Here is a 12,416-nt window from a genome sequence, read left to right on the forward strand (position 1 = left end):
GAGCCGCATGACGAACATCAAGGCGGTCATCCCTGCCGCGGGCCTGGGGACGCGGTTCCTGCCGGCGACCAAGGCGATGCCGAAGGAGATGCTCCCTGTCGTCGACAAGCCCGCCATCCAGTACGTCGTCGAAGAGGCGGTCGGCGCGGGCATCCACGACATCCTCGTCATCATCGGGCGGAACAAGAATGCGATCTCCGATCATTTCGATTCCGTTCCCGAGCTGGAGGTGAAGCTGCAGCAGAAAGGCGATCACGGCCGGCTCGAGCGCGTGATGAAATCCAGCGACCTCGCCGACATCCACTTCGTGCGTCAGGGGGAGCCGAAGGGCCTCGGGCATGCCGTGCTCCGCGCGCGCACCCATGTGGGCGACGGCTCGTTCGCCGTGTTGCTGGGGGATGACCTGATCGATGAGAGCGAGTCGCTCCTCGCGGAGATGATCGCGGCCCACGAGCGCACCGGCGCGGCGGTCATCGCACTGATGGAGGTCGACCCGGAGCAGATACACCTCTACGGAGCGGCGGCGATCGAGTCGACCGACGACGATGGCGTCGTCACGGTCACCGGCCTGGTGGAGAAGCCGGCCGCCGCCGATGCGCCGTCGAACCTCGCAGTGATCGGGCGGTACGTGCTGCCGCCCAGCATCTTCGAGGTGCTCGAGCGCACCGAGCCAGGGAAGGGCGGCGAGATCCAGCTGACGGATGCCCTGCAGGAGCTCGCCGCGGACGCCGATGGCCCCGGCGTCGTGGGCGTGATCTTCCGCGGTCGCCGGTACGACACCGGCGACCGGGTCGACTACATCAAGGCCATCGTGCAGCTCGCCGTGGAACGCGATGACCTGGGCGCCGAATTGCGTCCGTGGCTCAAGGAATTCGCTGCGCGCCTCTAGGCGCGGGGGAGCGATCATGCAGTTCGAGACGCCAGCGCCGCTGCGGTACGGGCCCGTCGGCCTGCGCCTCGTGCGCACGCGCGACGCGCGCACCCTGCAGAAGGAGCTGCTGTCCAACAGGTCGTGGCTGCAGCCATGGGAGGCGACGATCCCCGGCGGCGTCGCGACCTTCGACATGCGCGTCAGCATCCGACGTCTCCTTCAGCAGTACCGCGACGGCGGCGGCTATCCGTTCGTGATGGAGTACGACGGCGAGATCGCCGGGCAGCTCAATGTGTGGGGTGTCGCTCGCGGCTCGCTGGCGTCGGCGACGATCGGCTACTGGGTGAGCGAGCGCTTCGCCGGGCGCTCGATCACTCCGACTGCGGTGGCGATGGCGACGGATGCCGCGTTCGAGCAGTACGGGCTGCATCGGATGGAGATCTGCATCCGTCCGGAGAATGTCGCGAGTCTGCGCGTGGTGCAGAAACTCGGGTTCCGCTACGAGGGTCTTCGTCGTCGCTATATCCACATCGACGGCGACTGGCGCGATCACTACGCGTTCGCGCTCACCCGTGAGGACGTTCCCCGAGGGGTGCTCTCGCGGTGGGTGTCCGGTGCGGCGCCTGAGCAGGCGGCCGCCATCCCCCCGCAGGACATGCTGCGCGGCTGACGGGTCGACGCGACACGCGTCGCGATTGGCTCGGGTCGCCGGACGCGGTCGCTTACCGTGGTCTTTATGGATGGACCGGTGCTGAGCGGGGGAGTGATCGTGCTGGTCGCCGTGCTGCTCTGGGCGCTGTACTTCCTTCCCAGCTGGCGCGGCCGGCATCAGTACTACTCGGCCGAGCGCAATGCGGTGCGGCTGAATCAAGCGCTGCGGGTGCTGGCCGAGACCAGTGAGACGCCCGACGAGGTGCGGCTGGAGCTCACCACGCGCACCGCCCATGCGCAGCAGCGACTCGCGAAGCGCGTGCAGGCCGAGCAGGAGAACGCGCGGCTCGAGCAGCTGCGACAGGAGCTTGCGGCGACGCGGCAGGATCCCGTATTGCGTCAGGCGCGAGCGCGCCGGCATGTGCGGCTCACTGCCACGGTGTCACTGCTCGCGGCTGTTGCGATGCTGGGGTTCGGCGTTTGGCAGCTCACCGCGACCGGCGGATGGATGCTGGCAGCATCCGGCCTGGTGCTCGCCGTCATCGGCGCGACCGCGCTGGTGCGGATGGCGCAGGTCGCCAAGCGGGCGGCTCGTCGCGCTCAGCGCGTGGTCGCGCAGCCCGTGGCCGAGCGCGTTTCGCCGCCGCTGCACGATCAGGGACGCGCACAGTGGACCCCGCGACCGCTGCCGCAGCCCATGATCACGGTTTCCGGGTCGCGGGCGCAGGCCGCGCAGGCCGAGATGGATGCGCAGCTGGAGCGTCGCCGTGCCGAGCGCCGTGCAGAACTGCGTCGCCGAGCTGAAGAGATCGCACCCCCCGCACCCACGGCGTTGCCCGTCTCGGCGACAGCGGACGCCGGGGACTCGCCGTACGCGCGCATGGGGGTCATCGACGACGCGGAGATCGAAGCGCATGTTCGCGAGCTGCTCGCGCGTCGAGCCACCGGCTGATCGCGTGATATTCTGACTGAGTTCAAGGGCCTATGGCGCAGTTGGTAGCGCGCCTCGTTCGCATCGAGGAGGTCAGGGGTTCGAATCCCCTTAGGTCCACCGCACGCACAAGGCTCGAACCCTTGCCAACGGAAACGTTGGTCGAGGTTCGGGCCTTGTTCGCGTCTGCGGCCCAGGTCAGGGCGTTGGCGTTGACCTGCGGATCGAGGAGCATCTCGAAGGGCCGGTTGTGCTCGACGCGCAGCTCGTTGTCCTCGTCGATGAAGACCTTGGTGAAGAACGCCTGGTTGCACAGGCGCCGGTTGGTGTCGTCGCAGCGGGTGTAGATGTCGGCGCAGTTGGCGAGCAGGCCGAGGGAGTCGTCGAGGTGGGCTCTGGCGTCGGCGTAGTGCGCCTGCATGAGCCGGTCCTGCTCGCCTTCGAGCCGATCGCGGTTGGTGCTGAGGCGTTCCAGTTCCTCGGTTTCAGCGGCCATGAGCCGGTCGAACTCATGATGGAGCATCCCTGCGAGGGCATCCTGCTGGGCCGGCGTGATCTGGACGCGGGTGTAGTACTCCTCGACGAGCTTCTCGAGGTCTTCGATGAGCATCGCCTGGCGCGTGCAGTCGGTGCGCTTGGAGTGCCGACCGGAGCACACGAAGTAGCAGTACACGTTCCCATGGCGGTTCTTCGCGTTGGAGACGATGAGTCGGGAACCGCGCTGCCCGCGATGGATGGTGCCCTGGAGGTAGTGGCCGTGAACTCGGGTCGCCTCGACGGCACACTGATCCGCGGTCAGCACTAGCAACCCCAATCTCAGCAGGGCCACGAGCCCCATCACGTCACCGCGACGAAGCGCCCTTCACCACGAACCTTGAAGAGCCGGTGAACAGCCGCATCATCTTGCCTCCCACGGTCGATGAACCTGCTTACCACGAGACCCGCTTGGTACAGTTCCAAAATGGATGACTTCGCCTCAGCGTCCGCGCACGTCCAGCCTGATGTCCGGGTGCGTGGTGCCCGGGAACACAACCTCAAGGACGTCGATCTCACCGTCCCGCGCGATGCGATGGTTGTGTTCACGGGCGTGTCCGGTTCGGGGAAATCCTCGTTGGCTTTCGGTACGTTGTACGCGGAGTCGCAGCGGCGCTACTTGGAGTCAGTTGCCCCGTACGCGCGGCGTCTGATCGACCAGGCGGGCGTCCCCGACGTCGACTCCATCACTGGGATGCCGCCCGCCGTCGCGCTGCAGCAGCAGCGCGGCGGGCGTAGCACGCGCTCCTCTGTGGGCAGCATCACCACGTTGTCGAGTGTGGTGCGGATGCTGTACTCGCGAGCCGGTGAGTACCCAGATGGTCAGCCGATGCTCTACGCCGAGGACTTCTCCGCGAACACCGTGCAGGGCGCCTGCCCCGAGTGCCACGGCATCGGACGAGTCTACGAGGTGACCGAGGAGCGGATGGTCCCCGATCCTTCACTCACCATCCGGGAACGCGCCATCGCATCGTGGCCGACCGCCTGGCACGGACACCAGCTGCGCGATGTGCTGGTCGCGCTCGGCTATGACGTGGATGTGCCGTGGAAAGATCTGCCAAAGAAGGATCGGGACTGGATCCTCTACACCGACGAGACTCCGTTCGTCCCGGTTCACTCGCGACTCACGCTCGCTGAGGCTCGACGGGCGATCCAAGCGGGGATCGAACCGAGCTACTCAGGCACGTTCGTCGGCGCGCGACGATACGTGCTCGACACGTTCGCGAACACGAAGAGCGCGTCGATGAAGCGCCGCGTCGCCCAGTTCATGAGCGCGGCGGTGTGCCCGGTGTGCCAGGGGAAGAAGCTCAAGCCCGAAGCGCTGACGGTCACGTTCGAAGGCCTGGACATCGCCGACTTCTCGGCTTTGCCGCTGCGTGAGTTGGCAGAACTCCTCGTGCCCGTCGTCGCTGAATCCGACCTCGAGGACGAGACCTCCGGCGCAACGATAGACGTCGAGACCAGGCGCGAGGCCGTCGCACAACGCGTCGCTGCAGGCGGGTCTGCGCACTCCGCTGCACCCGATGTCCGTCGCACGCCGAATCGGTCCGCCGAGAAGCGCGCCGCGGCAGCGCGCCTCGGTGCCGAGCTGCTGGACCGGCTGCGCCCCATCATCGACCTCGGACTCGGCTACCTCTCGCTGAGCCGTACGACGCCGACGCTGTCCGGCGGGGAACTGCAACGACTTCGACTCGCCACGCAACTCACGTCGGAGTTGTTCGGTGTCGTCTACGTCCTCGACGAGCCGTCAGCCGGTCTCCATCCGCACGACGTCACCGCGTTGCTGGGTATCCTCGACGGCCTCAAGCAGCGCGGCAACAGCCTCTTCGTCGTGGAACACTCCGTTGATGTCATGCGGCACGCGGACTGGCTCGTCGACATCGGTCCGGGTGCGGGTGAACGTGGCGGGCGCGTGATCTACAGCGGCCCCACGGACGGGCTCGCGGACGTCGACGAGTCTGTGACACGCGGGTACATCTTCGGGGGCAGCGGCCTCCCACCGCACGAGCCCCGTGCCGCCCACGATTGGCTGCAGTTGGAGCACGTCACACGCAACAACCTGCGGGACGTATCCGTGGCTCTGCCGCTCGGGACGCTCACGGCGGTCACCGGCGTGTCCGGGTCGGGGAAGTCCAGCCTTGTCAGTCAGGTCCTGCCAGCCCTCATCGGTGCCAGGCACGGAGACACCCGTCGCATCGAGGAGGACAACGCAGAGGCCGACGATCTGCTTCTCGCTGACGAGTCCGATGAACTGGGTGGGTCGGTCGAGGGCGACCTCACGACGGTCCGACGTGTCGTGAGCATAGATCAGAAGCCCATCGGCCGCACCCCCCGCTCCAATGTCGCCACCTACACGGGGCTCTTCGATCACGTGCGCCGCCGGTTCGCAGAGACTCCCGAAGCTCGGGCGCGCGGGTACAAGCCCGGTCGGTTCTCCTTCAACGTCGTAGGCGGCCGCTGCCCGACGTGCGAAGGCGAAGGCTCCGTGATGGTCGAGCTGCTGTTCCTGCCTTCGGTCTACACCGTGTGCCCCGACTGTCACGGCACCCGCTATCAGTCGAGCACCCTGGAGATCACCTGGCGAGGCCGCAACATCGCGGAGATCCTCGCGATGAGCGTCGAAGAGGCCCACGACTTCTTCGCCGGCGAGTACGATGTGATGCGCTCGCTCACCTCGCTGGTCGATGTCGGGCTCGGGTACCTGCGCTTGGGGCAGCCCGCTACGGAGTTGTCGGGTGGAGAAGCACAACGCGTGAAGCTCGCCACCGAGCTGCAACGGGCGCAGCGCGGTGACACTCTTTACGTGCTCGATGAGCCCACCTCCGGTTTGCACTGCGCTGATGCGGACCGGCTCGTCGCGCACCTCCAGACTCTCGTGGATGCCGGCAACACGGTCGTGATGGTGGAACTCGACATGCGAGTGGTCGGCGCCGCCGACTTTGTGATCGATCTCGGGCCGGGAGCCGGTGACAACGGAGGCACAGTGGTCGCGTCCGGAACGCCAGCAGAGGTCGCCGCGTCGAGAAACAGCGCTTCAGCACCGTATCTCGCCGCCGCCCTCGCCGAGGCCGCGACGCTGACGTCAGGGGCATAACCGGCTCTTCGCCGTTGAGTGTGGGTATCGGGTGACGCGCCGGTAGCCGGGGCTGCTCGGGAGATGGGTCGAGGTCCCCGAGGATCAGAGGACTTCTACCTCATCTGATCGCGAGGACCTCGACGATGACCGAGCCTACGATCTGCTGGTCGGTCTCGACGGGCTAAGAGCGATCGCGGTCGAGCGCCGCGGGCGCGACGCGCTGACCGTGACGGTCGAGTCGCCGCCGGGCCCGATCGGCTGCCCGGGCTGCGGCGTGCTCGCGATCGGTCACGGCCGCGCGCCGGTGCCGCTGGTGGATGCGCCGGCGATGGGTCGACCGGTCCGGCTGCGCTGGCGCAAGCGCCGCTGGCGCTGCCCCGAACCGGCCTGCGTGGTCGTGACCTTCCTGGAACAGGATGAGACGGTCGCAGCGCCGCGGTCGAAGCTGACGCGGCGGGCGGCATGGTGGGCGATCGAGCAGATCCGCCGGGAGCACGCCTCTGTCAACGGCATCCGGCGGCAGCTGGGCACGGGCTGGCGGACCGTCTGGGACACGATCCGGCCGCTGCTGGAAGCTGCCGAGGCCGACCCGGCAAGGTTCGATGACGTGACCGTGCTGGGCGTGGACGAGCACATCTGGCACCACGTCTCCACGAGGCCGATCGGCTCCGGCGGGCGCGGGGCGAAGGAGCTCACCGGCATGGTCGACCTCACCCGCGACGTCCACGGCCGCACGCGGGCGAGGCTGCTCGATCTCGTCCCTGGCCGGTCCGGCGAGGCGTACCGGTCGTGGCTGCACGATCGCGGCCCGGCGTTCCGCGACCGGGTGGAGATCGCGACGCTCGACCCGTTCCGCGGCTTCAAAAACACCATCGATGACCAGCTCGAAGACGCCCGCGCGGTCCTCGACGCGTTCCACATCGTGAAGCTTGGCACCAAGGTCGTCGACGACGTGCGACGCCGCGTGCAGCAGCAGATGCACGGGCACCGCGGCCGCAAGGGCGACCCGCTCTACGGGATCCGCAACCTGCTGCGCGCAGGCGAGGAACACCTCACCGATCGGCAGCGCGCCAGGCTCAAGCGAGCATGGGCAGCCGAATCTGGCAGCGCGAGTTCCTCGGCTACTTCGACACCGGCGGCGCGAACAACGGCGGTACCGAAGCCATCAACGGCCTCATCGAGCTCCACCGCCGCATCGCCCGCGGCTTCCGCAACCGCGACAACTACCGCCTGCGCATGCTGCTCATCGGCGGCGGGCTATTCGCATGACCCACGCTCGACGGCGAAGAGCCCGAATGGCGCGACCCCCGCAAGCGTGTACAGAGCGTATGCCCTGGGATCGAGCAGCGGACCCGGGCACTATCGCGGCTCGATCGCTACACATCAACTCAAGGCGAGCCCCTTGACACGTGGTTCCTGGGGGCGTTTGCTGTCTGGTGACGGGGGCGGCGTCGAAGAGGCCTTGCCAGAAAGACATCGAGCAACACAATCGGATCGGAGTAGACATGAAAGCAGTGGTGTACGAGGGACCCCGTCAGGTCAGCACGAAAGACGTCCCGGACGCGAAGATCGAGCGACCCACCGATGTCCTGGTCAGGGTAACGACGACGAACATCTGCGGATCGGACCTCCACATGTACGAGGGACGGACCTCCTTCGAAGTAGGCCGGACGTTCGGTCACGAGAACATGGGGGAGGTCATCGAAGTCGGTAGTGGCGTGGAGAAGGTCAGGGTCGGAGACCGGGTTGTGCTCCCGTTCAACATCTCGTGCGGATTCTGTAAGAACTGCGAACGCGGCCTGACCAACTACTGTCTCACCATCCAGCCCGAACCATCATTCGCCGGAGCGGCCTATGGGTTCGCCGACATGGGGCCCTATGGCGGTGGCCAAGCGGAGCTGCTCCGAGTGCCTTTCGGTGACCACAACGCGCTGCGCCTGGGCGAGGATGCGGAGGAGAGGGAGAACGATTACGTCATGCTCTCTGACATCTTCCCCACCGGCTACCACGCCACCGAGATGGCCGGCGTGATACCCGGCGACAGCGTTGTGATCGCTGGGGCGGGTCCGGTCGGATTGATGGCCGCCCTGTCCTCGATGATCAAGGGCGCAGCGAAGGTGATGGTGGTCGATCGCCACCCTGACCGGCTCGCGCTGGCCGAGCAGATCGGTGCGATTGCCATCGACGACTCCAAGGTCGACCCCGTGCAGGCTGTGCTGGACGAGACGATGGGGCTCGGAGCTGACCGTGGTTGCGAATGCGTGGGCTACCAGGCCCACGATCCCCAGGGCAACGAGGACACCGCCGCCACGCTGAACATGCTCATCAACTCGGTCCGCTTCACCGGAGGAATCGGCACCGTTGGCGTGTTCGTCCCCCAGGATCCGGGGGCCAAGGGCGAATTGGCCAAGCAGGGCAAGGCAGCCATCGACTTCGGCACACATTGGTTCAAGGGGCAGACCATGGGAAGCGGTCAAGCCCCGGTCAAGCGGTACAACCGCCAGCTGCGGGACTTGATCGCCGCCGGCAAGGCGACCCCTTCGTGGATCGTCTCCCACGAGATCTCGCTGGACCAGGCTGCCGATGCCTACAAGAACTTCGACGCCCGGTCCAAGGGTTGGACCAAGGTTCTCATCAAGCCCGGGATGTCGACAGAGAAGAAGGCGAACTGATATGGCCGAGACGCTGCAGGGCAAGAGAGTCGCCATCCTCGCCGCCGACGGGGTCGAGCGAGTCGAGCTCGAGAAGCCCCGCGAGGCGCTGGAGCAGGCTGGTGCACAGACAGAGGTTCTGTCGATCCATGACGGTGAGATTCAGGCCCGTGAGAACGATCTGGATGCAGCAGGCACGTTTACTGTCGACGGGTTGGTCGCGGACGCCTCTGTCGCCCACTATGACGCCCTGCTTCTCCCGGGCGGCACGGTGAACCCCGACCAACTCCGGGTTGACCCCGACGCGGTCTCCTTCGTCCGCGAGTTCGTCGAAAGCGGCAAGCCCGTGGCGGCGATCTGTCACGGGCCGTGGACGCTGATCGAGGCGGGTGTGGTCGAAGGTCGCACCTTGACGTCCTTCCCGAGCATCCGCACAGACCTGCGCAACGCCGGTGCTGACGTCGTCGACCAGGATGTCGCGGTCGACGGGAACCTGATCACCAGCCGCTCACCCGACGACCTGCCTGCGTTCTGCGATACGATCGTGGCGAAATTCGCGAGCAGTTCGACCCAGGAAGAGGTGTCGTCATGAGCGTGACGAAGGGACTGCTTGTCAGGCTGGAGGCCCTGCCCGGTAAGGAAGACGAGGTCCAGGAATTCCTCGGCATCGGGCGAGGGCTCGTCGAGGAGGAACCGGCCACCGTCGCGTGGTTCGCGATCCGTCTCGGCCCGGCCTCCTTCGGGATCTTCGACGTGTTCCCCGATGACGCCGGCCGCGACGCGCACCTGTCCGGCGCAGTCGCTGCCGCTCTCGGCGAGCAGACCGGCAAACTGTTCAGCGAACCGACGATCGAGAAGTTGGACGTCCTGGGCTCCAAACTCCCCGCCTGACACCACAGACCGGGAGTACTGGCCCAGAAAGGAGGGGTCGCTGCGCGCGGTGACTTCGGGCTTACACAGCCCGCTGACGTCGTGGCAGCGGCCCCTCCTCTTGCGGCCTATCGCTAATCACCAACAGATCGGGGAACCGCGATGACAGGAACTGACGACGGTGTTGCCACGACGCGTTCACCCGAGGTAGCAGTGATCGGGGGCGGGATCGTCGGTCTGTCGACGGCGTACGCGCTGCGGGAGCAGGGCGTGCCGGTGCGCTTGTACGAGGCTGGTGTGCCCGGGACGGGTCAGTCCGCAGGCGAGGCGCGGATCTTCCGGCATGCCCACGACGACCCGCGACTCGTCGCTTTCGCGCTCGAAAGCCGCGGCGTATGGGATGAGTGGGCCGAACACTTCGACGTCGAGCTGGTCTCATCAGACGGCGTCCTGGCGATCGGAGACAGTGCCCTGGCGCGGCTGCGGGTGCTCGACCAGGTCGGCGGCGTGGAAGCGCACGAGATCGACGCGGCCGAGGTCGCCCAGCGGATGCCGCTGCTCGCTGGGTACTCGGGGCCAGCGGTGCTCGACGAGTCGGGCGGCGCGATCCGCACCCGCGCCGCGATCACGGCACTCACGGGTGCCCTCGCAGATGCGGTCACCACCGGTGAGGTCATCTCCATCGATTCCCACGCCGACGGGACGGTCGAGGTGCGCAGCGTCACCGACCGGGCTGTTTACTCCAAGGTGGTCGTGTGTGCCGGCCGCGAAACCGCCCGCCTGGCACGCAGCGTCGGCCTGTCGCTGCCGGTTCGCCTTGCCGCACACGTCAGGCTGACCTTCGACGTGAAAGCCGCCGCCCCGGCACGAGTCGCGTGCCTGCAGGACAGCAGCGGCATCTTCGGCGAAGTCGGCGTCTACGCGACGCCGCTACCGGGCAACAGCAACTATTCGGTCGGACTCAGCGACACCGTCGGCGTCCGCGACGACGGAACTTTCATCGACCCGGCGGCGATTCGATCGCTGGACGAACGCGCACGCGAGTACGTGACACGGGCGCTGCCCGGTCTCCACCCAGAGCCGCGCGACTTCCTTCACTGCTGGGTGACCGACCTCCCGTGGAGTGAGGACGGCGTGGCCGTGTGGGAGGCAGGCTCTGTCCTTTTTGTGGCCGGTCACAATTTGTTCAAGCAGGCACCTGCGCTGGGTCGCGCTCTTGCCCGGGCTGCGACCGGCGGCGGTCTCCGCGCCGAGCTCACGCCCGAAGCGCGCCTCGGCGAGGCCCAGAGCTAGGGCGTGTCTCCCAATCGCGGGGGGTGACCCGCGATTCTGGACTCGTCACGATGGGGTCACGTTGGTGGCTGCGTGCAGTGCGGCGGTGAGGTAGCCCGCGGAAGCACCGACACCTTTGTCCGCGACGTGCTCGGGCGTGCCAGCTGCAACCAAGGTCCCGCCAGCGTCGCCCGCACCGGGCCCTAGATGTACTGACCCGGATCGTTGTTGACGTAGGAGAAGCCTCCGGTGTCGAGTTGGAGCTGTCTAGTTCTGCAGCTCGAACACACGGAGGCTTCTAGGCCGATCGCAGCGATCTTCCTTTGGCGAGAAAGTATACCGATCTGTCTACCCATGCCACCAGCTTAGCGAGAGATAAACAGATCGGTATAGTTGACTCATGGACGAAATAGCGAAAGTCGGGTGGACGCCCAAGGCTCGGCTGATTCTGGCGGCGGCGAGCGAGCTGTTCTACGCCGACGGCATCCATGCTGTGGGTGTGGACGCGATCGCCGAGCGCGCCGGGGTGACGAAGAAGACTCTCTACGACCGGTTCGGCTCCAAGGAGCGCCTCGTGGTCGCCTACCTGGCCGAACGCGACCGCTCCTGGCGCGACTTCCTCGCCAAGCGCCTGGCCGAGGTGGGCGATGAGCCCGTGGCACGACTCAGGGCGGTGTTCGCAGCCTCGGGAGCCTGGGCCCGCGAGCACAGCGGCAAGGGATGCTCGATGATCAACGCCCACGCCGAGATCAGCGACCCGGCACACCCCGCCTACCAGGTGATCGTGGGCCAGAAGCACTGGATGCTCGATCTGTTCGCCACCATCGCCGCGGACGCGGGTGCACGCAACCCGCCCGCGACTGGTCGCGCCGTCATGCTGCTCCACGAAGGCGCCCTCGTCACCGCAGGCATGGGCATCATCACCGACGCCTACACACTCGCCGCCCAACACGCCGAGGATCTCATCGCCACCTGACCGACTGCCCGCCGGGTTGGCGTCGCGCTGCGCCGACACGCCCGGGCGGCGGACCTGATTTGCCGAGATCGCCGGATCCGCGTAACTTATTACTTGTTCGCCCCAAGCGGTAGAGCGGAAGGCCGGAAGGCCTGGCTCCCTCAAGCAGCGAACACCCACCTCCACACCATCCTCGGATGGAAGGCCCCGTGCCCCGGAGCGTGGCAGTCCCGCCGGGAAGTCGATTTGACAAGCTGGCCGAGACGGATAAGATAGAGAAGTTGCCCAAGCGGGCAGCGGATCCGGATCTGATCCTCACGGTCGTCGATTTGACAGCCTGGACGGGACGGATATGATTGTGAAGTTGCCCTGCGCGTCTCTGCCTTTGTTGGTGGGTGTGTGGGTGCGTCCGATCCTTGAGAACTCAACAGCGTGCACTTGTCAAATGCCAAATAACCTCGATTCAGCTTCGGCTGAGTGAGATTCCTTTGGATCAAAGTCCAGGCCTTTTGGTCTGGCGTATGGATATGTCAGCAATGATTTATTCGTTTTGGTCATGATTGAACTCGCTGCTTTCTGCCGTTTTCCCGGTGGTTGGTATGCAT

The 12,416-nt window shown here is 66.5% G+C and carries 10 protein-coding genes, 1 tRNA gene and 1 pseudogene; all 12 read left to right on the plus strand.

Annotated features, from left to right (window positions below; all coding sequences use genetic code 11):
- Positions 1-7: 7 nt before the first annotated feature.
- Entirely contained in the window at positions 8-889 is an 882-nt protein-coding gene (gene galU / locus ACQUSX_RS14185; RefSeq protein ID WP_428907548.1) for a UTP--glucose-1-phosphate uridylyltransferase GalU, read from the plus strand.
- 16 nt (positions 890-905) lie between these two features.
- Complete coding sequence (locus ACQUSX_RS14190) at positions 906-1,541, plus strand: GNAT family N-acetyltransferase (RefSeq protein ID WP_428907549.1); 636 nt, start codon at positions 906-908, stop codon at positions 1,539-1,541.
- A 66-nt stretch (positions 1,542-1,607) separates the two neighbouring features.
- Entirely contained in the window at positions 1,608-2,474 is an 867-nt protein-coding gene (locus ACQUSX_RS14195; protein ID WP_428907550.1) for a hypothetical protein, read from the plus strand.
- A 26-nt stretch (positions 2,475-2,500) separates the two neighbouring features.
- Positions 2,501-2,573: transfer RNA gene (locus tag ACQUSX_RS14200), tRNA-Ala, on the plus strand.
- Between the two features lie 130 nt (positions 2,574-2,703).
- Positions 2,704-3,258: a hypothetical protein gene (locus tag ACQUSX_RS14205; RefSeq protein WP_428907551.1), complete on the plus strand. Its 555-nt coding sequence runs from the start codon at positions 2,704-2,706 to the stop codon at positions 3,256-3,258.
- A 156-nt stretch (positions 3,259-3,414) separates the two neighbouring features.
- Complete coding sequence (locus tag ACQUSX_RS14210) at positions 3,415-6,081, plus strand: excinuclease ABC subunit UvrA (RefSeq protein ID WP_428907552.1); 2,667 nt, start codon at positions 3,415-3,417, stop codon at positions 6,079-6,081.
- Positions 6,082-6,223: 142 nt separating this feature from the next.
- Positions 6,224-7,332 (plus strand): annotated as a pseudogene (locus tag ACQUSX_RS14215) (ISL3 family transposase).
- A gap of 236 nt (positions 7,333-7,568) precedes the next feature.
- Positions 7,569-8,735 carry a glutathione-independent formaldehyde dehydrogenase gene (locus ACQUSX_RS14220; protein WP_428907553.1) on the plus strand — a complete coding sequence of 389 codons (1,167 nt, stop codon included), beginning with the start codon at positions 7,569-7,571 and terminating at the stop codon, positions 8,733-8,735.
- A gap of 1 nt (position 8,736) precedes the next feature.
- Positions 8,737-9,306: a type 1 glutamine amidotransferase domain-containing protein gene (locus ACQUSX_RS14225; RefSeq protein WP_428907554.1), complete on the plus strand. Its 570-nt coding sequence runs from the start codon at positions 8,737-8,739 to the stop codon at positions 9,304-9,306.
- Positions 9,303-9,605 carry a putative quinol monooxygenase gene (locus ACQUSX_RS14230; RefSeq protein ID WP_428907555.1) on the plus strand — a complete coding sequence of 101 codons (303 nt, stop codon included), beginning with the start codon at positions 9,303-9,305 and terminating at the stop codon, positions 9,603-9,605. The genes ACQUSX_RS14225 and ACQUSX_RS14230 overlap by 4 nt, the downstream gene beginning before the upstream one ends.
- 141 nt (positions 9,606-9,746) lie before the next feature.
- The gene (locus ACQUSX_RS14235) at positions 9,747-10,877 is read left to right on the plus strand and encodes an NAD(P)/FAD-dependent oxidoreductase (protein ID WP_428907556.1); all 1,131 of its coding nucleotides are present in this window, start codon (positions 9,747-9,749) and stop codon (positions 10,875-10,877) included.
- Between the two features lie 379 nt (positions 10,878-11,256).
- Positions 11,257-11,832, plus strand: coding sequence for a TetR/AcrR family transcriptional regulator (locus ACQUSX_RS14240; RefSeq protein WP_428907557.1), 576 nt, complete (start codon positions 11,257-11,259; stop codon positions 11,830-11,832).
- The last annotated feature ends 584 nt before the right edge of the window (positions 11,833-12,416 follow it).

The organism is Microbacterium alcoholitolerans (genome assembly GCF_050408615.1).
GTDB lineage: Bacteria > Actinomycetota > Actinomycetes > Actinomycetales > Microbacteriaceae > Microbacterium.

Coding starts and splice junctions, on each gene's coding strand:
- ACQUSX_RS14235 (WP_428907556.1), top strand. CDS start 9,747: ATGACAGGAACTGACGACGGTGTTGCCACGACGCGTTCACCCGAGGTA.
- ACQUSX_RS14225 (WP_428907554.1), top strand. CDS start 8,737: ATGGCCGAGACGCTGCAGGGCAAGAGAGTCGCCATCCTCGCCGCCGAC.
- ACQUSX_RS14195 (WP_428907550.1), top strand. CDS start 1,608: ATGGATGGACCGGTGCTGAGCGGGGGAGTGATCGTGCTGGTCGCCGTG.
- ACQUSX_RS14210 (WP_428907552.1), top strand. CDS start 3,415: ATGGATGACTTCGCCTCAGCGTCCGCGCACGTCCAGCCTGATGTCCGG.
- galU (WP_428907548.1), top strand. CDS start 8: ATGACGAACATCAAGGCGGTCATCCCTGCCGCGGGCCTGGGGACGCGG.
- ACQUSX_RS14240 (WP_428907557.1), top strand. CDS start 11,257: ATGGACGAAATAGCGAAAGTCGGGTGGACGCCCAAGGCTCGGCTGATT.
- ACQUSX_RS14230 (WP_428907555.1), top strand. CDS start 9,303: ATGAGCGTGACGAAGGGACTGCTTGTCAGGCTGGAGGCCCTGCCCGGT.
- ACQUSX_RS14220 (WP_428907553.1), top strand. CDS start 7,569: ATGAAAGCAGTGGTGTACGAGGGACCCCGTCAGGTCAGCACGAAAGAC.
- ACQUSX_RS14190 (WP_428907549.1), top strand. CDS start 906: ATGCAGTTCGAGACGCCAGCGCCGCTGCGGTACGGGCCCGTCGGCCTG.